Here is a 21629-nt window from a genome sequence, read left to right as displayed (position 1 = left end):
CACTGCAAATATTGCATAAATAATTTAAAAGCCCTAATATTGCATTCCCAAAACGAACAAGGGTAGTTGTACTGAAAAGTGTAAATAACCCCGTTTTAGGAAACAACCAGCACTCCTTCTTAGCTCAGCTGGTTAGAGCATCTGACTGTTAATCAGAGGGTCGCTGGTTCGAGCCCAGCAGAGGGAGCCAATAGGGCAAGCACGGTAAAACGGTCGCTTGCCCTTCTTTTTTATCACTTATTTCGCTGTAAATCAGCGTAGATCATGGATTATTTGATGCATTACGCTTTTTGTTTGGCATAAACTTCTCAAACTCCCCAATTTTTTTGCCTGATCCGGCTCTTTTTGTACTGAGCTGATTGCTTAGAAATAAAGTATATTTGTTTTAAGCAAATAAAGCCATCGCAACAAGCTAACAAATCATTAAAAAAATAACAATGAGAAAAAGACTATTTACGGTAACCATCCTTTCTATCTTACTATTTCTTTCTTTAAAAATTAATGCACAAATGCCTTTTACCATGAATACCAGCGGGCATATTATCATTAAGGCAAAAATAAATAATGTGGAGGGGAATTTTATTCTGGATACCGGAGCAGGGCTTAATGCTATTTTTACTAAATTTTCTCAAAAACTCAAGAATGAAAAAACAGGCAACTTTTTTGTCGGGCACAGAGCGACAGGAGAAGAGTTGAACCTTGATTTGTACAATGCGACGGGGTTTGAAATGAATAACAAAAAATTTAAAGATCAGCAATACGCAATTGTCGATTTAGATTTTGGGGATATTGATGGAATTATTTCGCTGCAACCCTTCATCAACACACCGCTTACGATTGATTATCTCAACAAAAAGATTGTTTTTGATAAAGCAACAAAAAATGAAAAAAGCATCGATATTCAGATAGCAGATTATGCAGGCAGGGCCTTAGATATTTTTACCTATATAAAATTGAATAATACTTTGAAAATCCAGACATTATTGGATAGTGGAGCCGGAAAAAAATCATTTTGGTTCAGTTCGAAGTTAATGGAACCCTTAACTCTAGATAAAGCAGATTTTAAAGTAGTCCCTGTAAAAAGCGATTTTAAGAAGGAGAATAATTATTATATCGGTAAGCTTTCCAAATTAAATACAGTGAATAACCTGCGTAGGGTAGAAGGGCTTGATGTTGCATTTGTTGACGGACTGATTTACGAAGGTAAAACCAGTATAGATTGGTTGGGAAATGTTTTGACCATTGACATTGCCAAAAAGAAAATATTTATTGCCGAGTAAAAAGCGGATAGATTTGTTCTCGAAAATAGTCGGGTTTTGTTTGCTTATCATATTTCTCTTAACCCTCAAAAAGTTTTGTCGATTTTCGTTAGCGGCTGATGTTCTTTGCGGTCTTTTCGAAAAAAGTGGTCAGCCGTGGGTAGAAACGCTCAAAGGTCGGGTAGTCTACTCTTGAGGTTTCATATTCACCAAGCAATTGTACCAGGTCTTCCATCCATGTAAAACCTTTTTCTCTTTGTTTGGCGATCTCGTTATTGATTTCCTTCTGACTTTGTTTATGGTCTATCATATAACGAACGACGGAGGCGCGTACAAGTGATTCATTGATCAGGCTGTGCCAGTCCTCGTAGCCCTCTAATTTCATTTCTTTGCGTCTAGCTGCCAATAGAATTTCTCCTGATGCAATAAGCATAGAATCGATCTTTGGGCTTTGCTCAAGGATATGGTCGACGAAGGAATGATTGAACTCATGGATAAGGTAGCTAAGATAGGTTTCCCTTGCGAAAATCGGGGTGCCGTCAGCGGCGAAGGTCCATGAGCCCATGATGGCGTAGACCCTTCGCTTGCTTCCGATTGGGGTAACGCTGGGGCCGTAGTTCGCACCGCCGTTGCCAAGTCCGATGGCTACCCTATAATCGACCTGGTGGTCACCATAATAGTTGAGGTACCATTGCTGGTCGAATCCATCGATGGATTGGTCGAAGTCTTTCGTGGCCTGGGTGTAGCGTTTTTTATGGGCTCTAAAGAACAGGTTGAAACCGGAGCGGCGGTAAAAGCTGTTCACGAGCCCGACGAACTTTTCGGCATCAGCAGGATCCCATTTTCCAATGAGGTTACTGTTTTGCTCAGGGATCATGGCGAAGCCGTTTTTCGACTTTTTTAAGTGAACGGCAAGGAACATCACCTTTGAGAAGCCCATGTTCTTTTCCGTTGCAAGTTCCTTTGCAAAGCTAATTACGGGTTCGTTCTTGTAAGGGGCAAAATGTGCATTGATGTCGGCGATATAGTGCTTTGCGAACTTCATGTTGTACTCGGGGTTTCCCGCAAGCCGGAAGATGATACTGAACAGTTCCACGCGCTCATCGATGGTCGATCTTACGGGTGTCCTGGCCATTGTGAAGGTAGTGGTAAAAAGGGCTAAAGCGATCAGGATCTTCTTCATGTGTATGGTATCTCTGAGCCAAAGCTAGTGAAATAAGCGGGGCCATTGTGCAACATTTTGGCTGTTGTTAAGATGGACTGAATTGTTTTTCCTTATTTAACAGGTTGTGTTTATTTCTACATGAACTCAGTTGGGGCCTTTCCGAACTTTTTCTTAAAAGAATGGGAGAAGTGCGATAAACTTTCAAAGCCCAGGTCGAGGTATATAGCTGATGGCTTTTGATGTTTAGCTTCGATGAGGTGTTTAGCCTCATTTAGCCGTTTTTCCTGAAGCCAGTGACGGGGTGGAGCACCGAATGTCTTCATAAAATCCCTTTTAAAGGCTGCAAGGCTGCGACCTGTTAATTGCGCAAACTTTTCGACAGGGACATTGAAATGAAAATTATGCAGCATAAATTTTTCCAGGTCGATCTTATATGGTTCTGAAAAATCAAATAAAAAATTAAGTAACACCGGCATGGCAAGCATCAGCAATTTGACGCCTTCCTTTACCTTCAGGATGCCCATTTCGTCGGTCATCTCTGCACCTGAACTACGTGCATAGGGAACAATGGATTGAAAATAACCTTGCAGGAATTCATTAGAAGGAATTAAAATATTTGGCGGACCAACATATTTCTGGTCTGCTTTAAGCCTTTCTTCTAACACGATTCTGCGCAACAGATCTTCCTGCAGGGATATCACGATGGTTTCGTAGTTTGCACCTGGCAGCGGTGTTTTGGTAATTGTACCCAGTTGATTTTTTCCGATCAGCAGCATTTCCCCGGCGGTCATTGAAATGGTTTGCGTAGAGGTTTCTAACGTAAACTGTCCAGAGACCTGTAGGATCAAGGTATGGTGATTCCAAAAACATGCTTTCTCCTTCCGCTCTGCAGAAAGGTAAGAATAGAATATTACACCGGGAAGAATTTCTGCTGGACTAATCATTTAGCGTTGTAAATAAGTGCCGCCCTGGATAGCGCCTGTTGCAAAAGTAGCATTTAAAGTATTCATTTCTTCCGGCGTAAATACAATTTCCATCGCTGCAATATTTTCAGGCAAGCGCGATCTGCGGCTCATGCTTACTAAGGGCATAATGTTGTCACCCTGCTCTTTTACCCAGGCTATCGCCACCTGCGTTGGTGTATAACCTTTATCGGCAGACAGTTGCTTTAAAACTTCCACTTTTTCCAGGTTATGAACTAAATTTTCGCCCTGAAAACGAGAGAAGTGATTACGATAATCATTTTCGGCAAGCGGAGCTTTCATGTCGCCAGTTAATAAACCTTCGGCTGTATTAGCGAAAGCCACCACACCAATACCTAATGCTTTAGCCGCCGGAAGCAAGTCGCTTTCAATCCCACGCTCGGCCAGTGAATACCCGATCTCCAGTGCACTTATTGGGTAGACGCTATTGGCTTTGCGAAGCTGGTCTGCCGTGATCTCTGATACACCAATGTGGCGAACTTTACCTTCTTTAACCAGATCAGCGACTGTGCCGATGATGTCTTCTACAGGTACACTGTCATCCATCCGGCTGGGTTGGTATAAATCAATGGTTTCGATCCCTAAACGGGTTAGTGAGTAGTTTATAAAATTCTTAATGGCGATGGGACGCAGATCTAGTCCCAGCCAATGTCCATTATGAAAGATCGCTCCGAATTTTACGCTGATAAACGCCTCGTCACGTCTTCCTTTGATGGCTTTGCCCACCAGGATCTCATTATGACCAGCTCCGTAAAAGTCGCCGGTGTTCAACAAATTAATGCCATTATCCAATGCTTCATGGATCGTAGCAATGCTTTCCGTCTCGTTAGGGGTAGATCCACCCCAGATAGAGGACATGCGCATACAGCCCAAACCAAGTTTGGATACTAAAGGCCCATTTTGGCCTAATTGAATTGTTGTGCTATTTTTCATGATTTAAAGTTCTGAATTTAAATCATGTGCAATTTGCCTGCACGGCTCATAATACATGCCTGTATAGCTCATGAAAAACCGAGTTCCAGGTAATAATGCTGCATGGAGATATACTAAACGGAAATGTAAGTAAGGTCGGATATCTTAATTTTGTAAATAAGAGTTTATTCGGCACCAATCTTTGCACAAACAAACCAGTTATCAAAATTTAAGGCAGGCAAGTTTCACTTTTTGTAAAGGCTATACCATTTTCATAAGATATCGAGTCAGGTTTAGAGAATACCGCTTTGTTGTCTACAACTTTAACTTCGCCGGTTCCTTCAACAAAACCCGTTTGTGTTTTTTTGAATATCACCTCACGTACAGATGTGCTTCCTTCAGACTGAAAAGTATAGTCACCTTTTAAGATCTTTCCGTCAAAATGACCATTGAAAGTGCCTTTAGAATCATCTTTCTCTGAAAAATTATAAATAATTGATCCTTCTATATCATTTTTATTAACGGCGGTAATGGCGAGTTGAAAAGTGTCTTTGTTGACCGTGTGAAGGTAACAACCTTTTATAGAGGTTTCGGTGCTGTCTGCTGCGGCTTGGTTGCTAGCGGAACTATCTTGTTTAGATTGCGTACAGCTGTACAGACCGGTTAGCAATATGGATAGGGCAAATAAATTTTGTTTAACGCTCATGATTAATTTTTCTTTACTTGTACAAATATGGTTCCAATAAAAGATTTCTTATTGATTGGCGTACCTGTAAAATTTCCAGGGATGCACTTACCTCCATATCATCTGACATTCTTTTTTTTTAACCTGCTTCCCAATTATTAGAATTGTTGCTTAGTAGATCAAACTTACTATTGAGTTTGGTCAGAAAGTTCCATAAAGACACCCTTACAATTCATTGATCTTACTTATAAAAAGGCAAATAGAAAGGGGAGGCTTTCTCTCTACTTTGCCTGCTAAACACAAGTTAGATCTCATAAGTTAGTGTCTGAACTAGGATGTCCTCTAAACTTGCTATAATGCTAATTTTTGAATTTAATTACCGGTTTGCCGTCCACGCAATCAATTTTCTCTACCGTTTTTACATTTGTGAAGTTATTCCCCTTATTTTCGGCTTTGATCACATTGAGGTTTAGCCTGTTATATAAAGAGACTTTTGCCTGAAGTTCTTTAAAGTCTGTTGTGCGGGAAAAGGGAATATATTCCATGCTCATGGTCTGTTGATTGATCAATCTGGTAAAACTCCAGTTTGCATCACTGGTACAGGTTAATGCGGCGGTCAGGTTGTCTATTTGGTTTTTGGTGGTGGTGATTAGTGATTTTGCTTCTTCAACCGGTAGGTTTTCCGCGGTAATCAGGTAAACTTTATCATCTTTACAGTCGAGCCTGATTGGCTGGTCGGTGGACCACAGGATTTCAAAGCAAGGTTCGACAATAAGTCCCTCTTTGTACCAGGCTGCATATTGTTTGTCAATCAGATCGAGGTATTCCTTTTTAAGCCTTTCATATTTTTGCAGGTCGGAAGATAAAACAGGGAAAAACTGGACCGAGCAATCGCGTTGGATGGTTTGTACTGCTGTTTGGGCTTTTTGGCTACATGGTATATTAGCCGATAGCGCCAGGATCTCGTTATGTTTGGCTATAGCACGCTCTCCCCATTGGGCAGCGGTGACTTCTTCTTTTTTACAGCCAGAAAACAACAGGATAGACGCAAAGCTTAGGCAAATAAATAAGGTTAGTGTGTTGGTTAGAAATTTCATGTTTAGTTGGTTTTGCTACTTAAACGGACGATAGTCGGCTGACGCTACAGCCCAGCCAATAAATAAGTACGATGTTTTTTATTTAGCTAAATCTATTAGATGATAGGTTAATATAATCAGTCTTTAATAATTTTCAGTTTATCTTTTTTAATCGAATAAATAAAATAAAAGGCAAGCATGAGCTAATAGTACCAACATTTTTAACCAACCATTCAACGATTCATTTTGCCTGTTTATCGAAAGCCAAATGATTTTAAGCCGATCCTGCTGCATCTTTAAACCATGAAAAGAGCAATATCGCTTAAATAAAAAACTTTGAATCATGAAAACTAACATTGGAATTACTGAAAAAAACACAGATGCAGTTGCTGTAGAATTAGCTAAATTATTGGCAGATGAATTTGTATTGTACACCAAAACAAGAAACGCACATTGGAATGTTACAGGTGATAATTTTCACGCAAACCATATTTTCTTTGAAAATCAATACAAACAACTCGATGAATTAACCGACAGTGTAGCCGAACGTATGCGTAAAATCGGTCATTTTGCACCTGCAACAATGAAAACTTATTTAGAACTTACTCACCTTACAGAATACAGCGAAAGAACTAATGATGGTTTAGGTTATATGGCAGACCTCTTAAGGGACCACGAAAGCATCATCGAATTTTTGCGTGGCAATATCGTTCCTTTTGCGGAAAAATATAAAGATTATGGCACCAGCGATTTTATTACCGGACTAATGGAAACACACGAGGAAATGGCCTGGATGATCCGTTCTTACTTCAGATAATTGATTCTGAAAAGAATAAAATAAATGGAATAGTTATATTTGAATTACAAATAAACTATCTCTATGAAAGCGCTGATTGTTGACGACAATGATATTGCAAGAACCACTTTGGCCCATTTGGCGAAACAAATCCCAAATCTTGTTATTGTAAATGAATACAATAATGCTATAGAAGCCTATCACCATTTGCAGAACAATCAGGTCGATTTGATCTTCCTGGATATTGAAATGCCCGAAATGACAGGAATAGAATTGACCAGAAACCTGGTAAGCAAGGATATTATTATCATTTTTACATCTTCAAAAAAGGAATATGCGCTTGAAGCTTTCGAACTGAATATTGCTGATTACCTGTTGAAACCTTTTACGCCGGCCCGGTTTTTACAGGCCGTTAGTAAAGCCCAGATTATATTAGACAGTAAAAAAGAGCATGTGCAGTTTGATAAGGAAGAGTTCATCTTCGTCAGAGATTCAAATATTACGAGACGATTGAGCCTGGATGATATTTTTTATGCGGAAGCAATGGGTGATTACGTAAAGTTCTATACTTCAGAAAAAATGTTTGCCATACATGGTACAATGAAAGCTGCTGAAGAACGCCTGCTGAAAAATAATTTTATCAGGGTTCACCGCTCTTATATTGTAGCGGTTGGCAAAATAGACACATTGCAGGATGGCGGGGTCGTGATCAATGGAAAATTTATTCCTGTTGCCGATGCCTATCGAAAAACACTCAATGCAAAAATGAATGTTTTTTAATTGAGGTGTTCATTTGTTTAGCCGTGAAATGCGTTTGATCTGAGGCATTCCTATCATCAATTTATACATTAGTTTATGATCAATATCTCTACAGTGATGGGCAATAAACGTTTTGCTTACCTGATTGTGTTTACATTCATTGCTGATTCGATTCTCCTCATCGCGTTGCAAATTAATTCGGCCCGGAATACCAGGGCCCTGATCAACAACAACAACATACTCTTAAAGGAATTGCGTTCCAGCAATCACCTGAGGGAGATTGACAGAGATATTTTAGGTGTGGAAAGTAGAATAAGGGCCTCTATAGCTACAAATGACACGACACACCTGGAAGGGGTAGACCAGAAGGTAGACCAGGTAGAAAACTTTCTCGATTCGCTTTCAAAAGATAATGTTGATACAAGGGAAGAAGCGCTGATCCATCGGCTAAGCGTTCTGGCATTGGACAAAAAAATAATCAAGGAGAAACTTTTACGTCGCTATCTTTCTATTGGAAACATGGACGATCGAAGTTCCATCGCCAATCCGCGGGCGAGAAGAATTTCCAATGAAATCACATCAATTACGGCGAAAATTTATGAAAGCCGGCAATTGAATATGGTAAAACTGAGCAGACAGAGCGAAGAAATGGGGAGAAAGGCAAGGCTCTATGACATTTCCATCCTGGCATTGCTTGTTGTAAGTGGCGCCATCATCGGATACCATATCGTCCGCCAGTTTCGCCGTCAACATTTATTGATTGAAGAACTGGCCATTTCTGAGGAAAAAGCATCGGTGGCTGCGCAGACAAAAGAAAATTTTCTGGCCAACATGAGCCACGAAATCAGAACACCTTTAAGCGGTATTTTAGGGTTTACCAACTTACTGCAAAAGAGACCTATGGATACGACTTCTGCCGAATTTGTTTCTTCTATCCAGCGTTCAGGAGAAAATTTAATGGCTATCATCAATGATATTTTAGACCTTTCCAAAATTGAAGCAGGCATGATGCGCATCACGCCGGGAACATTTAGTATCAATGGTTTAATCAATTCTTTGGAAACGCTTTTTCAGGAGCGAGCAAGAGAAAAGGGTTTGACCATATCAAGCAAAATAGATTCATCCGTTGCAGATACACTAATCGGCGATGCCACAAGATTGACTCAAATATTGGTTAATTTGATAGGTAATGCTATTAAGTTTACCCAGCACGGGAAAATCGATATTGAAGTATATAAAAAAGAACAAACAGGAAGTAAAATAACGGTCGGTTTCAAGGTTGCTGATACTGGAATAGGCATTGATAAGGAAAAATTAAACGAGGTTTTCGAACGGTTTAACCAGGGCGAAGATTCGATAACCCGAAATTACGGAGGTACAGGTTTGGGTTTATCTATTGTGAAAAATCTGATTTTGTTACAAAATGGAAATATTGAAGTAAGCAGCGAACAGGGAAAAGGAACGACCTTTAATTTTCATATTCCTTATGACATTGCTGAGCATCAACTCCCTGTAATACCGGCTGTAAATACCAGTTATTTTAAGGATAAATCAAATGCGCCATTGCGGGTTTTGGTTGTCGATGATAATGCCATCAATCAAAGTTTAATGCAGCACTTATTATTGCAATGGAATATCGATTTTGATATTGTATCCAATGGTCTGGAAGCAGTTGAACAACTCTCCGCTCAAACCTACGACCTGGTGTTGATGGATATCCAAATGCCAAAGATGGATGGATATGCAGCCACGCAGCACATACGCGATGTGCTGAAATCAGACATTCCCATCATCGCTATGACGGCACATGCAATGGCTGGAGAAAGAGAAAAATGCCTCAGTCGCGGGATGAACGAATACCTTTCCAAGCCGATTAATGAGGAAAAATTGTTTAAGTTTATATCCGAATTTGGCCTTGAAAATGCACAACAAAAAGAAAAAAAAGCGGTAGAAATCACCATCCGCTTTCAGTATCTCGATCTTGCTTATATGCGTTCCATAAGCGGTGGAGATACAGATTTCGAAAAAACCGTTACCCAACAATTTATTGATAACGTACCACTTCATTTGCAGGAGCTTTTAAGCGCCTATCAAAGCCATGATTTTGTAACAGTAAACCATAGGGCCCATGATTTTAAAACCAGCATTGCCATGATGGGATTATTGACAATCTTAGAAGAGAAACTGGATGTGCTTGAAGTTGCGGCCGAACAAAAGGCATCATTACAGCAGGTTTTAGAAGATTTAAAAAGTATTTTAACCATTGCAGTTGCTGAAGCTAAAAATTTTTTACAACAGTTATAAAAGAAAAATAAAATGGATCTATTTTCACCCATAACCTTTCGCAATCTCACTTTAAAAAATAGGATCGTATTATCCCCTATGCAGCAATACAGTGCACAGAACGGAATCCCGGGAAACTGGCATCTGGTACATTTGGGCAGCCGTGCCGTTGGTGGTGCAGGTTTAATCATTACCGAATGTACGGCAGTATCTCCTGAAGGACTGGCGACCTTAAGCGATGTAGGTATTTGGAATGATGAGCAAAAAAATGCCTGGAAAACCATTGTGGATTTTGTTCACGAACAGGATAGTAAAATCGGTATTCAGCTTTGGCATGCCGGAGGAAAGGGCAGCCTGAAACACCCCAATGAAGGTATGAAACCCTTAAGCGTGGAAGAAGGGGGTTGGGTTGTAAAAACCTGTTCTGCAACAGAGCTGAATGGTGTACGCTCGCAGGAGCTAACAATTGCCGAGATTGATGAATTAAAAGTAAAATTTGTTGATGCCGCACGTCGTGCTGTCGAAGCTGGTTTTGATACAATTGAAATTCACGCCGGCCACGGTTATTTGTTTCATCAGTTCTATTCAGCAGTTATTAACAAAAGGCAGGATGAATATGGCGGGACTTTTGAAAACCGGATCCGTCTTTTGGTAGATACCGTAACGGAAGTAAGAAAAGCAATTCCAGAGGGCATGCCGTTACTGGTTAGAATCTCCGCAGTAGATTACATAGATACTGCAGATGCCTGGACTTTGGAAGATAGCGTTGCCCTTTCCAAAATACTGAAAGAAAACGGGGTGGATTTTATTACCGCATCTGGCGGAGGATTTACAAATGTAAGTCGGGATAAGGTTTTTCCGGGCTATCAGGTTCCTTTTGCAACCGCCATCAGGGAACAAGTGGGCATTGCCACAGGCGCTGTAGGCATGATTACCGATGCAAAACAAGCAAATGAGATTATTGCTGATGGCAAGGCTGATCTCGTTGTCATTGCCAGGGAACATTTGCGGGATCCTTATTTTGCTATCCATTCGGCTAAGGAGTTGGAAATGGACATCGAAGTGCCATGGCAATATAAAAGGGCTTTCAATTAGATTTATCAACGCGTCTTCCTATGGAAAATTCAGGTGCCTCTGTCGTAATTACCCACCATATACTGGAATGTAAACAAAAAGAATACGAAAAATGGTTAGATGAAATCTTACCTGTTTCTAAACACGCAACAGGCTTTATCGATTTGCAGATCGTAAGGCCTATTCCCAAATTGACATTTGTTTATACTGTTATTATCCGCTTTGATACCATTGAAAACCTAAAAAGCTGGATGGAATCACAAGACCGGAAGCACCTCATTGAAAAGGCAAGCCCTTTCTTCAGAAAGAATGACAGATATCAAATAAAATCCGGCCTGGATTTTCTTTTCAATGCAGAAAATGAAGGTCATAAGGTACCCGTTCGCTGGAAACAGTATCTGGTCACCTGGTCGGCAATTTATCCCTTATCCCTAATTATTCCGGTTTTGTTGCTGCCAATTTTAAGATGGCTGGGCATTCCGCTTAACCATTATTTTGATGCCTTTATAAATTCTGGTTGTATTGTTTTGCTGATGGTTTATGTGGTGATGCCAAATTATACCAGGCTGATTAAGAAATGGCTGTTTAAATGAGCTGATAATAGCTAAAGTCCAATTTATTTATCATTAGATCTAAAGAATCACTGCTGTATGGCGGTGATTTTTGTTTTTAGCGCAGTTAGCAAGCAACATCTCATATTCCAACGATTCTTTTTGCCTGTTCACCGAATTAAGAATTAAAAGGCTTTGATTCTGCGATAGATTTACAGCAGGAAAACAAAAAAAATATTTAATCAACCAAAAAGACCGTTATGAATACAGCATCACTTAACTTTAAATACGAACTGGAAAAAAAAGTACCCCGCACCAATGATGGTGGAACAACACGAGGTGCGTCAGTTACAGACTTTCCTGCTTCAATCGGCATTGCAGGAGTTTCAATGAGATTGCAACCGGGCAGTATGCGTGAATTACACTGGCATGCCAATGCTGCAGAATGGGCCTACGTAATTTCGGGAACTGTTCGTACAACGATTATTCATCCTGATGGCCATAGTTATATTGATAATTTTGAACCGGGTGATGTATGGTATTTCCCAAAAGGATACGGTCACTCGATCCAGGCGACCGGAACGGAAGAATGCCACTTTATCTTGATTTTTGATAATGGTAATTTTTCTGAAGACCATACCTTCAGTGTTACAGATTTTGTTTCATCTGTTCCTCCTGAGATAGTTGCCCAGAATTTGGGTTTAACATTAGAAGAAGTTGCCGCATTACCACAAAAAGAAGCCTATTTCGCAGCAGGTTTGGTTCCTGATGAATTGTCATTCAATGCTTCTGCCCGTCCTGACGAATCAGATATTCAGTTAACAAGTTTCCATCGTTACCCTTTACATGCTCAACAGCCAAGAATTGTGCCTGGAGGCGGGTTACAGCGATTGGTTTCGAGTAAGGAATTTTCGATCAGTACCACTATGGCCGGTTCTGTTTTAGAGCTTCAACCAGGTGCACTTAGGGAAATGCACTGGCACCCCAATGCAGATGAGTGGCAATATTATATTTCCGGACAAGCAGAGATGTCTGTTTTCCTGGCAGAAAGTACCATTGTTACCGATCAATTTAGCGCTGGCGATGTAGGTTATGTTCCGATGGGCGCAGGGCATTATATCAAAAATACAGGCGACACAGTTTGCAAGATTCTGATTGGGTTCAACAGCGGTCATTACGAATCAATTGATTTAAGCCAATGGCTTTCCGGAAATCCCAAAGATGTGGTTGTTACCAATTTCGGTTTGAAAGCATCTGAAATAGAAAAATTTCCGACTGATAAAATATTCATTCAACCTAAAAAGTAATTCAATCATTTATTAATCCATTAAATCTCTTGTTATGATTATCAGAACCCTTAAAAAAGCAGCTTACATTGGTTTATATGTATCGATGCTTATTACAGCACCACAATTATCATTTGCACAGACAACCACACAAACAGCAGCTGTAAACACCTCGAAAATCTGGGGAAAAGTTGACGGCATTGCCATCGAAGGAATGGTGCAGGGACCTTCAACCGAAAATACCCAATTGCAAATCGCATGTGTTTTTGAATATACGGAAGGTGATATCTTTAATTCGCCACCCGCTTTACCAGAAGCTGTTAATGGAATGGTTCATCTGGATAAAAGTTTAAATGGACTTATCACAGACCTCAGGAAATCCGGCAAATTCGCAGGTCATTCATTAGAAACTATATTAATCACACCACCTTCAGGAACCATTGGCGCGAAAAAATTATTGCTTATCGGATTGGGCGACCGGAACAAGTTCACTCCCACACTAATGCAGCAGGTTGCCACCGTTGGAATGGAAGAAGCATTGCGCCTTGGCGTTACAGAATATGCCTTTGCATCTGATCTGAAAGATGCCGGGATAGATTCACCAACTGCAGAAGTTGCAGGATATGGTGTTACCGGAGCAATCAATGCCTACCGGACCCAGGTTTACCTGAAGAATAAAAAGATGTCGAACCTGAAACCCATAAAGAAAATAACTTTATTGGCTGGCCCCGCTTTCTTCGTTACCGCCGGTGAAGGAATCACGAAAGCAATTGCAGCTTTTAATAATTAATTGTTCGTCAGTAGCATTAACTAATTGTCCAATTTCTTACAGATGGAACAGTCAATAATTCCCACATCGGGCTTGTACGCTTCCTTAGACACTGCGAGGATGCAGGAGCGTTTCGCGATATTTCTTGCCCTGATTGCTGGATATATTGATGCAACGGGGCTGATCAAGTGGAAAACCTATGTATCCTTTATGAGTGGGAACACGACACAATTAGGTGCCGCTCTGGCTAAAGGAAATTCGGGTATTGTATTCACATCGCTGACTGCAATTGCGTTTTTTCTCCTTGGAGTTTATGCGGGTACCTGCCTGGCTTTCTGGAAAAGAAACAAAATGAAAAGATTGCCTGTTTTTATCGTTTCAGGGGTATTGGCTTCTTATACAATATTTACTTTTTATCATACCATCAACGTTGGCCAATCCATAGCGATCATTACTTTTTCAATGGGAATTATGAATACGATCGTAACTTCAGTGGGAAACCAGAAGATAAACACGGATTTTGTTACAGGTACATTGAACAGTTTGGCTAGAAATACAGCGATATGGAGTATGACCAATAACGAAATCGAAAGAAAACAAAGCAAATCCAGTTCAATCCTTTTACTGCTTTTATGGGCTGGGTTTTTATCGGGTGCAGCTGGTGCTACTTTTCTACTTCCCGTTTTGGCGAACTGGACACTGATTCTTCCCGCATCTTTATTGCTCATCAGTTCAGTGTTCATTCCAATCCAATTATTAAATACAAAACCTTAGTAAAACAAAATAATATGTCACTAAAACCAGCGGTCAGCAATACCGACCATGCACAAGGCAATTTAAATGCGGATCTTGTTATCGTAGAATACGGAGATTACCAATGCCCTTATTGTGGCGCCGCTTATCCTGTTCTTAAAGAATTAATGAATCAGTTTGGAAGTCAGATTAAATTCGTTTTCAGGAACTTCCCACTATCTGAGATGCACGAATATGCAAGAGCTGCGGCACTAGCTGCGGAAGCAGCGGCTTTACAGAATAAATTTTGGGAGATGCATGATGCCATTTACGAAAATCAGCAAAATTTGAATGAGCATTTACTGTTAGAGTTGGCAGAAGAATTGAAACTGGATATTCCTCAATTCAAAAGTGATCTGAAAAGTTCAGTATTGAAAGCCAAAGTTGATGAAGATTTTGAAAGTGGAGTGGTAAGCGGAGTAAATGGAACACCTTCATTCTATGTTAATGGTAAAAAGTTTGAAGGCGGTGCTGAGGACTTATTTCAACTGGTTGGTGCAGATATAAAATAACCGAGTCAAATCTAAAGAAATTTAAATTAGCTCAATAACATCAGACAATTATATCATAGGTCAAGATTTATAGACTTTTACCAGACTACTTTTGACAAAGAATAAAATAAAACCTTCAAAATAAATTAATTTACAAAAACTAAAAACTTAAGATTATGAGTACGCTAAAATTAAAAGACGGAACAGAGATTTTTTACAAAGATCAAGGTCAGGGACCGACTTTAATGTTTCACCATGGATGGCCTTTATCATCAGATGACTGGGACGCACAAGTTATTTTTTTCCTGCAAAGAGGCTTCAGAGTGATCACGCATGATAGAAGAGGTCACGGCCGTTCCAGCCAGAATATTTATGGCCATGATATAGAAACATATGCTGCTGATGCCGCTGAGTTGGTCGAATTTCTGGATTTACAGGACGTTGTTCACATCGGGCATTCTACAGGTGGTGGCGAAGTAATCCGCTATGTGAATAAATATGCCAATGAAAGAGCTAAAAAAGCAGTATTAATCAGTGCAGTTCCACCAATAATGGTGCAGAGTGAAAGCAACCCGGATGGCGTACCAATGTCTGTTTTCGATGGCATCAGAGATCAAACGCTTAATAACAGACAGCAGTTTTACATCGATTTAACTTTCCCATTCTACGGTTACAACAGGGAGGGTGCAGTTGTAAAAGAAGGTGTGCAAAGAAACTGGTGGAGACAGGGCATGATGGGCGGTATAGTGGCACATTACGAAGGTATTAAAGCGTTTTCAGAAACTGATTTTAATGAGGATTTGAAAGCTGTTGATATTCCGGTTTTGGTATTACATGGGGAAGATGACCAGATTGTTCCTTATCAAAATGCCGGCGTTAAGTCTGCTAAATTGCTAAAAAATGGTAAACTGATTACCTATCCGGGATTTCCTCACGGTATGCCAACTACGGAAGCAGCAACAATTAACAAAGATATTTTAGAATTCATCCAATCGTAATTCTAAGATCAAGATAGTTTTGATTTAGAATGTCTAATTTATAAAATTACTAAAAGCCCATCTGGTAAACAGCATGGGCTTTTTTTAATCTCTGTAGTTTACTTGTTTTAGTTGTAATATATTGCAAATATTTATTTGGAAAGCTGAAAAAGGTAGCATAATTGATTGCTAAAAATCCATACTATGGTATAGATAAATAGCCTGATTAGTGTGAAAAATATTTGTGATGGGAAAAATGTACAAGACACTTGTCTTTATGTCCATTCCCTGGGGCCAGCATTCTCCCCACCTTTGTATTGTCAACAAACAACAAATATTTCAAACATTAATTTAAAAAAAGCAACAATGAAAAATCTAATCTTAACAACAAGCCTGATCATTACTTTAATTACAAGCCAATTCGCTTTTTCACAAACCAAAAGAACCCCTGCCTCTGCCGGAAGAGCAGAATATATAGAAGTTGAACCAGGTGTGAAACTTCATGTAACCGATCTTGGCGTAGGACAACCAATTGTACTGATTCACGGATGGCCACTTAGCGATGAAATGTACGAATATCAATATCAGTACCTGGTAAGAAAAGGTTTCAGGGTAATCGGTATTACATTACGTGGTTTCGGTAAATCTGATAAGCCTTATGGAAAATACAATTTTGATGTTTTTTCTGATGATATTTATGCGGTTCTTCATACCTTAAAAATAGAAAATGCTGTCTTAGGTGGTTTCTCTATGGGGGGTGCCGTTACCATCCATTATGTAAATAAATATAAATCCGCGCATGTAAGCAAGCTGGCACTATTTGCAGCAGCGGCACCATCATGGAAACAACGTGCAGATTACAACTACGGAATATCTGAAGAAGGTGCTGCCGGACTGATCAAACAAACTTTGACCAACAGAGAAGACATGATAGGTGGATTAGGTGCTGCATTTGCGGCCAAAGGCACAACACTTCCAAAAAATACAGAGAAATGGTTAGAGAATATCAATCTATCAGCAAGCCCTTATGTAGTTACCGAATCTATTTCTGCTCTAGGCGACCTTGACCTTCGTCCTGTACTTAAAAATATCACTATCCCTGTAGCCATTTTCCAGGGTACAAAAGATCAATTGATTGATTTTACCCTGGCAGAGCAATTACACAAAGGTTTGAAAAACTCATACATTGTAAAATTCGAGAATAGCGGACATGCACTTTTTGTAGAGGAAATGGATAAATTTAATAATGAACTTGAGAAATTTGCGAAAAAATAGTCACAATGGTTCCCTGTAGGTTTGTAATTACCTGCAGGGAATTTTTGTTTTAGCCAGTATTAAAATCATCACAAAGAATATTTTATCTTTAACTCACCTGATTAGCGATATTATGAACCAAAGCATTTTTGACGAAAACCTTAAAACCATCGGCATGTTAAGTGTTGATTTACAAAGTCTCGAAGTCATTAATTCTGAAGCATATAAATCCTATATCAAGGTGCTTTATCTTAACGAAGGATTTGAAATAAAAGTAGATTTCAATATATATAACACTTCTGGTCCGACACTATTCTTTATCAGTCCAAATCAGGTACTGAGCATCGAAACACTTGGCGGGCAACCTGGTCGCTTAGTTTTTTATAACCGCGACTTTTATTGCATACAGTTGCATGATGAAGAAGTTGCCTGCGATGGGCTCTTGTTTAATAATATCAACAATATGCCAATGACGGTGATACCCGAGCAGGATGCTACTTTTATTGAATACCTGTTTTCTAGGATGGAAGACGAATTTGAATTGAAGGATGGCTCGCTGGAAGAAATGATCAGAACATATCTTAAACAGCTGTTGATCAAGTCGACCCGGTTATGGAAAGTACAGCACTTAGAAGGGGTGATGGCGGCCAGGCCCAATAATGACCTTGAGTTTTTTAGGAAATTTACACAATTGGTTGAAGCTCACTATAAACAAAAGCATAATGTTGCCGACTATGCCGACTTGTTATTGATCGCACCAAAAACCCTCACCCATAGATTTAAGCGGCTGGGACTTCCTCAACCGAACGAAATCATTAAGAACAGGATAATATTAGAGGCAAAGCGGCTTCTGGTACATACCGATAAATCTGCAAAAGAGATCGCTTATAGCTTAGGCTATGACGATCCTGCATACTTTAGCAGGTTGTTTTTGATTAAAACCGGCGAACCACCATCTGGCTTCAGGTCTAAGTACCTAAGTGTGCAAGAAACGAAACAGCAATAATCTTTCGTACTTAATTCAGTTAAAGCACTCGTTTGTCACCCAGAGTATTGTCGAACGGCCTAGTTTTGTGTTTTTGGCTTAATAAAATCTCCTAGATAACTGCACTCTCCTGCTGCAATAGCATAAAAAGGCGTTTTTGCATAATTAAATCTTAATTCTTTAAGATAAGGGTTATTATAATTTGCCTTGATGAAGTTTCTCCATTTCACATCTTTTTTATCGTAATAATAAAATGAAAGTGGGTTTGCATTCATGATGATTTGTTTTTGCAAACATTTTGCCAGCATAAAGGTGCATTTTGCTTTAAAATCGACATTGGTACTTAGTGCCCTGGCCTTTAAATACCATGCTTTTGCGGTTTGCGCTTTTTTGTAATCGCCATCGTATACATATTTTGACGGGTTACTATTGTCGTATGATGACCAATCGTAACTGATTAAAAACCAACTGTTGCCATAGTAACCGGTTTGGTAAACGGCATTAGCCATTTTATAATAGTAAAGCGCAGCATTCTTTTTATCGCTAATGGTTAATTTCTGCAAGCGGAGCATTTCTGCAGCAAAAGCCTTTTTGGTAATAGATGCTTTGGCTGTTACATACTTTTTAGGGAAATCGTTAATAGTCTCAATAAAAGGATTGGCATAAAGTTTTGCGTTGGATTCATCTCCGTACCAGTTCTCCGGATTGAAGTATTTATAAGCTGGCGAAACCTTTGCAAACATTTGCACCGCTTTATCATATTGATGCGTACGCAGATAAGTAGTGCCATAAAGCTCATAAAAATCATCGTTTTTAAGCTGATTTAAAGCCGAAGCCAATAAACCGGTAACATCGTTACCGGTGGATTTGGTTTTATAAACAGCTAAGCCTTGCATACTTTTCGGACTTAAGTTTTTCTGCCAAAAAGCAATGCTCTGGTAGCTCATATTCTGGAAAAGAGAGTTCTCTTTCAGGGTTTTAAATGTTAGATCACCTTTAACCATTGCTAGTGCTGCTTTTGCAGTATCGCCCATATTCAAATAAGCTGGTGCCAATATTTGTTGGTAGAAATTCCTGGTCGTTCTGCTAAAGCGCTTTTCAGCCTGATCGTTATCATAATACTGTCCGTTTGACTGACTTTTATTTTCTGCGAAACGTTTTTCGTCCAGCCATTTTAAAGTAGGCAATAGGTCATTTTCATTAAAAGGATTGCCTTTTTTGATGTTTTTAGCCTTAATTAATAAATCGGTAATGCGATATTGGTCGCGCAATCTTTCAGGTAATTTATCAGGTTTTAATAGCGCAAGGTAATTTGAAGCCATGAAATCTTTATTCTCCATCCACGATAAGTAGGCAGCTGTTAATGTACCCAATTCTGGCTGTGGATATTTCTTCTCCGTGGCCAGTTTTACGGCAAAATTCCTGATTTCATTCAGGTGTTTTAAGTTGATATTTTTTAAACTGTCTCTATATTTAGGATTGCCATTATCAGAAAAGTAATAGTTATAACCAATTTTGGCAATGTCGTTTGCTTCAATAAGATCTTGCTCTAACTTATTTACTTCGCGTACCAGTAATGTTCCGTTCAGCTGGCTTTTCGGTTCGTACTGATACACTTTATTCAAACTTTCTATTCCCGAATCGGCATTTCCGAATCCGTTAATGGCCCAGATATTGGCTTTTTCGTTATTGGTTTTGGCATATTTTAAAGCACCTTGAACGGGCGAACTTGTATAGTAATAATTTTTATAAGCTTGTATCCTTCGCTCCGGATTGCTGGCGAAAACCTTTGAAAATAAAAAGGCCGATTCTTCCGGATTACCCAACCTGCGAATCGATCCGGCATATAATGCCAATGCCCAACCCTTAATTGCACTGTTTACCTTACTTGTTTTAATATACGTTTCGTAAGTTGATTTGCTCTCCGTATGTAGGCCTGCAAAATGGAACATACGTTCAGACTGGTAAGCATAACGTAATTTTAGAAAATCGTCTTTTGCAGCTTCCGTTAATTTTAAAGCTTCTTTGGCTTTGTCAGTCATTGCGGCTGTATCGCGTGGTTTTGGATCCCAAAGGTCGAAATTTACATTGGCTAAAGGTTCGCAGCTCTTGGCGAAAAGATAATACTTTAAGGGCTCCTTGCGCTTGCTTAACGCTTGAATAAAACTGTTTTGTTGTAAACTATCGGGTAGTTGTGAAATGTTGCCGTCAAAATTTACCAGCTTTACATCAGTGGCACTGTCTGTTTTATACATTACCTTTAATACATCCTCTTTTTTAACATTAAGGTATTTAGCCCATTCGCGGCTATTGATATCTGGCTCACTTTCTACATCCGTTTCGCTATTCAGGTAAGCCATCTGGTTGTAGGCAAAAGGAGAATATTCATCTCCTTCAACATTGTTGTGAAAATAAGTGATATAATAATCGTAAGGATCTATTTCACCGCCACAGGCAAGATTTACGGCAATTTCGCCGAAAAAGGTAATCAGGAATACACTAAAAACTAGCGATAACTTTTTGAAGGTTTTCATTGGTAAAATGTTTTAAAAGGTCGGTGTCTAAATGGTAGAAAACGAGATTCCGGTCTCTTGGACCCAAATATCGGGATAAAAATTTGGAGGTAGCAAGTAAATCTTTAGCGGAAACCTGTTCCCATCTTACCACATCTCCTTTTTTCAGCCCAGCGGCAGGATAATCAGTCAGTAAGTCGTATAGAATGGAATTTTCACGCTGTTTAAAAAGCTTCTTGTCACCGATCTGAGTTTTGCCAATCCGCTTAGAAATACCTGCATATTTTCCGTTCCTGAATACCACCGCCCATTCAAAAAGAGGTAAGGCAACATCAAGTGGCAAGGGGTATTGTTCAAGGTAATCTTTGAGGTATAGATCCATTTCATGCTGATCCAATATCGAATTTTGATCACCGTATTTACGCAGGTTACCCATGTTGTAACACATTAAAATAGCCTTTTCTACTGGCGGCACACCGCTTGATACAATATTTTTAACCTGATGCAGGCGCAGGGTTACCGAAATGGTCTTTCCCTTTAAAAGCGGATTTGCCTTTAATTGTTCGAGAAATTTAAAATACCTGTTTCTGGTGCCTTTGGTCCAATCGCAATCAATCTGAAGTTCACGATAACCTGGCTTTCCGGCCTGTTTTACCTTTGCAGCTACAAATTTGGCAATTCGATCGGCCATTACGATAGTTTGCAGAGTGTCAATCTTATTAAAAACCTGGTTAACAATAAATACTACAGGTATAATATCGGTTTCTTTAGGTATGGGATCCGAAAATTTAATGGGCGAAACAGGTACGGGAAGTTGCAGGTCCGGATTAAAATCTACATCCATGATCCGTACATACAAAGATTTTGATTTAAACTGATTGAGGTAAGCCGTTTCTGCCTTCTTATCCTGGTAATCTGTTTTCCAATAATAAAATGTAGGGTTAACAACTGTTTTTTGTTTGCAGCCAAACAAGAGAAATATAAAAATAACTAAAATACTTATCTTGCGCATATCAATT

Annotated in this window: 20 protein-coding genes and 1 tRNA gene; 14 read left to right on the top strand and 7 right to left on the bottom strand. The window is 39.4% G+C overall.

The window, feature by feature from the left end; all coding sequences use genetic code 11:
• Window positions 1-113 precede the first annotated feature (113 nt).
• Together KYH19_RS17520 and KYH19_RS17515 are read left to right on the top strand one after the other, a co-directional pair.
• Window positions 114-190, top strand: a tRNA-Asn gene (locus tag KYH19_RS17520).
• A gap of 247 nt (window positions 191-437) precedes the next feature.
• On the top strand, window positions 438-1280 hold the full coding sequence (locus KYH19_RS17515; protein ID WP_219076042.1) for an aspartyl protease family protein: 843 nt from the start codon (window positions 438-440) through the stop codon (window positions 1278-1280).
• A gap of 88 nt (window positions 1281-1368) precedes the next feature.
• Here KYH19_RS17515 and KYH19_RS17510 read toward each other — a convergent pair whose 3' ends face one another.
• The 5 genes from KYH19_RS17510 to KYH19_RS17490 all read right to left on the bottom strand — a co-directional run bounded on the left by KYH19_RS17510 (window position 1369) and on the right by KYH19_RS17490 (window position 6101).
• Window positions 1369-2442, bottom strand: a complete 1074-nt coding sequence (locus KYH19_RS17510; RefSeq protein WP_219076041.1) for a DUF4932 domain-containing protein — start codon at window positions 2440-2442, stop codon at window positions 1369-1371.
• Window positions 2443-2558: 116 nt separating this feature from the next.
• Window positions 2559-3368 (bottom strand): AraC family transcriptional regulator, encoded by an 810-nt coding sequence (locus tag KYH19_RS17505; RefSeq protein ID WP_193422057.1) that lies wholly within the window; start codon window positions 3366-3368, stop codon window positions 2559-2561.
• The gene (locus KYH19_RS17500; protein WP_219076040.1) at window positions 3369-4340 is read right to left on the bottom strand and encodes an aldo/keto reductase; all 972 of its coding nucleotides are present in this window, start codon (window positions 4338-4340) and stop codon (window positions 3369-3371) included.
• A gap of 208 nt (window positions 4341-4548) precedes the next feature.
• The gene (locus KYH19_RS17495) at window positions 4549-5025 is read right to left on the bottom strand and encodes a hypothetical protein (RefSeq protein WP_219076039.1); all 477 of its coding nucleotides are present in this window, start codon (window positions 5023-5025) and stop codon (window positions 4549-4551) included.
• 338 nt (window positions 5026-5363) lie between these two features.
• Window positions 5364-6101, bottom strand: a complete 738-nt coding sequence (locus tag KYH19_RS17490) for a hypothetical protein (protein ID WP_132399081.1) — start codon at window positions 6099-6101, stop codon at window positions 5364-5366.
• A 322-nt stretch (window positions 6102-6423) separates the two neighbouring features.
• Between KYH19_RS17490 and KYH19_RS17485 the strand changes: the two genes are divergently transcribed.
• The 12 genes from KYH19_RS17485 (at window position 6424) to KYH19_RS17430 (ending at window position 18118) form a co-directional block, all read left to right on the top strand.
• A complete protein-coding gene (locus KYH19_RS17485) occupies window positions 6424-6897 on the top strand; it encodes a Dps family protein (RefSeq protein ID WP_121284077.1) in 474 nt (157 codons plus the stop codon).
• A gap of 63 nt (window positions 6898-6960) precedes the next feature.
• Window positions 6961-7656: a LytTR family DNA-binding domain-containing protein gene (locus KYH19_RS17480; protein WP_132399085.1), complete on the top strand. Its 696-nt coding sequence runs from the start codon at window positions 6961-6963 to the stop codon at window positions 7654-7656.
• 75 nt (window positions 7657-7731) lie between these two features.
• Window positions 7732-9939, top strand: coding sequence for an ATP-binding protein (locus KYH19_RS17475; protein WP_219076038.1), 2208 nt, complete (start codon window positions 7732-7734; stop codon window positions 9937-9939).
• Between the two features lie 12 nt (window positions 9940-9951).
• Window positions 9952-11013, top strand: coding sequence for an NADH:flavin oxidoreductase/NADH oxidase (locus tag KYH19_RS17470; protein ID WP_219076037.1), 1062 nt, complete (start codon window positions 9952-9954; stop codon window positions 11011-11013).
• A gap of 20 nt (window positions 11014-11033) precedes the next feature.
• On the top strand, window positions 11034-11585 hold the full coding sequence (locus KYH19_RS17465; RefSeq protein WP_219076036.1) for a hypothetical protein: 552 nt from the start codon (window positions 11034-11036) through the stop codon (window positions 11583-11585).
• A 218-nt stretch (window positions 11586-11803) separates the two neighbouring features.
• Entirely contained in the window at window positions 11804-12850 is a 1047-nt protein-coding gene (locus KYH19_RS17460) for a cupin domain-containing protein (RefSeq protein WP_219076035.1), read from the top strand.
• A gap of 34 nt (window positions 12851-12884) precedes the next feature.
• A complete protein-coding gene (locus KYH19_RS17455) occupies window positions 12885-13619 on the top strand; it encodes a M17 family peptidase N-terminal domain-containing protein (protein WP_219076034.1) in 735 nt (244 codons plus the stop codon).
• 42 nt (window positions 13620-13661) lie between these two features.
• Window positions 13662-14372: a YoaK family protein gene (locus KYH19_RS17450; protein ID WP_219076033.1), complete on the top strand. Its 711-nt coding sequence runs from the start codon at window positions 13662-13664 to the stop codon at window positions 14370-14372.
• Window positions 14373-14386: 14 nt separating this feature from the next.
• Window positions 14387-14902, top strand: coding sequence for a thioredoxin domain-containing protein (locus tag KYH19_RS17445; RefSeq protein ID WP_219076032.1), 516 nt, complete (start codon window positions 14387-14389; stop codon window positions 14900-14902).
• Window positions 14903-15057: 155 nt separating this feature from the next.
• Complete coding sequence (locus tag KYH19_RS17440) at window positions 15058-15879, top strand: alpha/beta fold hydrolase (RefSeq protein ID WP_219076031.1); 822 nt, start codon at window positions 15058-15060, stop codon at window positions 15877-15879.
• 345 nt (window positions 15880-16224) lie between these two features.
• Window positions 16225-17133: an alpha/beta fold hydrolase gene (locus tag KYH19_RS17435; RefSeq protein ID WP_219076030.1), complete on the top strand. Its 909-nt coding sequence runs from the start codon at window positions 16225-16227 to the stop codon at window positions 17131-17133.
• A 112-nt stretch (window positions 17134-17245) separates the two neighbouring features.
• Window positions 17246-18118 carry a helix-turn-helix domain-containing protein gene (locus tag KYH19_RS17430; RefSeq protein ID WP_255562457.1) on the top strand — a complete coding sequence of 291 codons (873 nt, stop codon included), beginning with the start codon at window positions 17246-17248 and terminating at the stop codon, window positions 18116-18118.
• Between the two features lie 59 nt (window positions 18119-18177).
• Here the strand turns inward: KYH19_RS17430 and KYH19_RS17425 are convergent, their stop codons facing one another.
• Both KYH19_RS17425 and KYH19_RS17420 read right to left on the bottom strand, forming a co-directional pair.
• Window positions 18178-20631, bottom strand: coding sequence for a hypothetical protein (locus KYH19_RS17425; protein ID WP_219076029.1), 2454 nt, complete (start codon window positions 20629-20631; stop codon window positions 18178-18180).
• A complete protein-coding gene (locus KYH19_RS17420) occupies window positions 20597-21622 on the bottom strand; it encodes a hypothetical protein (RefSeq protein WP_132399107.1) in 1026 nt (341 codons plus the stop codon). The genes KYH19_RS17425 and KYH19_RS17420 overlap by 35 nt, the downstream gene beginning before the upstream one ends.
• Window positions 21623-21629: the final 7 nt, after the last annotated feature.

It is taken from the genome of Pedobacter sp. D749, from assembly GCF_019317285.1.
In the GTDB taxonomy this organism is placed as follows: Bacteria; Bacteroidota; Bacteroidia; order Sphingobacteriales; family Sphingobacteriaceae; genus Pedobacter.
The sequence above is the reverse complement of the archived record's forward strand: the minus strand, read 5'-3'. Positions and strand labels throughout refer to the sequence as shown.

Bases quoted from the DNA above. Each gene is read 5' to 3' on its own strand.
- KYH19_RS17515 (WP_219076042.1), top strand. From the start codon at position 438: ATGAGAAAAAGACTATTTACGGTAACCATCCTTTCTATCTTACTATTT.
- KYH19_RS17510 (WP_219076041.1), bottom strand. From the start codon at position 2,442: ATGAAGAAGATCCTGATCGCTTTAGCCCTTTTTACCACTACCTTCACA.
- KYH19_RS17505 (WP_193422057.1), bottom strand. From the start codon at position 3,368: ATGATTAGTCCAGCAGAAATTCTTCCCGGTGTAATATTCTATTCTTAC.
- KYH19_RS17500 (WP_219076040.1), bottom strand. From the start codon at position 4,340: ATGAAAAATAGCACAACAATTCAATTAGGCCAAAATGGGCCTTTAGTA.
- KYH19_RS17495 (WP_219076039.1), bottom strand. From the start codon at position 5,025: ATGAGCGTTAAACAAAATTTATTTGCCCTATCCATATTGCTAACCGGT.
- KYH19_RS17490 (WP_132399081.1), bottom strand. From the start codon at position 6,101: ATGAAATTTCTAACCAACACACTAACCTTATTTATTTGCCTAAGCTTT.
- KYH19_RS17485 (WP_121284077.1), top strand. From the start codon at position 6,424: ATGAAAACTAACATTGGAATTACTGAAAAAAACACAGATGCAGTTGCT.
- KYH19_RS17480 (WP_132399085.1), top strand. From the start codon at position 6,961: ATGAAAGCGCTGATTGTTGACGACAATGATATTGCAAGAACCACTTTG.
- KYH19_RS17475 (WP_219076038.1), top strand. From the start codon at position 7,732: ATGATCAATATCTCTACAGTGATGGGCAATAAACGTTTTGCTTACCTG.
- KYH19_RS17470 (WP_219076037.1), top strand. From the start codon at position 9,952: ATGGATCTATTTTCACCCATAACCTTTCGCAATCTCACTTTAAAAAAT.
- KYH19_RS17465 (WP_219076036.1), top strand. From the start codon at position 11,034: ATGGAAAATTCAGGTGCCTCTGTCGTAATTACCCACCATATACTGGAA.
- KYH19_RS17460 (WP_219076035.1), top strand. From the start codon at position 11,804: ATGAATACAGCATCACTTAACTTTAAATACGAACTGGAAAAAAAAGTA.
- KYH19_RS17455 (WP_219076034.1), top strand. From the start codon at position 12,885: ATGATTATCAGAACCCTTAAAAAAGCAGCTTACATTGGTTTATATGTA.
- KYH19_RS17450 (WP_219076033.1), top strand. From the start codon at position 13,662: ATGGAACAGTCAATAATTCCCACATCGGGCTTGTACGCTTCCTTAGAC.
- KYH19_RS17445 (WP_219076032.1), top strand. From the start codon at position 14,387: ATGTCACTAAAACCAGCGGTCAGCAATACCGACCATGCACAAGGCAAT.
- KYH19_RS17440 (WP_219076031.1), top strand. From the start codon at position 15,058: ATGAGTACGCTAAAATTAAAAGACGGAACAGAGATTTTTTACAAAGAT.
- KYH19_RS17435 (WP_219076030.1), top strand. From the start codon at position 16,225: ATGAAAAATCTAATCTTAACAACAAGCCTGATCATTACTTTAATTACA.
- KYH19_RS17430 (WP_255562457.1), top strand. From the start codon at position 17,246: ATGAACCAAAGCATTTTTGACGAAAACCTTAAAACCATCGGCATGTTA.
- KYH19_RS17425 (WP_219076029.1), bottom strand. From the start codon at position 20,631: ATGAAAACCTTCAAAAAGTTATCGCTAGTTTTTAGTGTATTCCTGATT.
- KYH19_RS17420 (WP_132399107.1), bottom strand. From the start codon at position 21,622: ATGCGCAAGATAAGTATTTTAGTTATTTTTATATTTCTCTTGTTTGGC.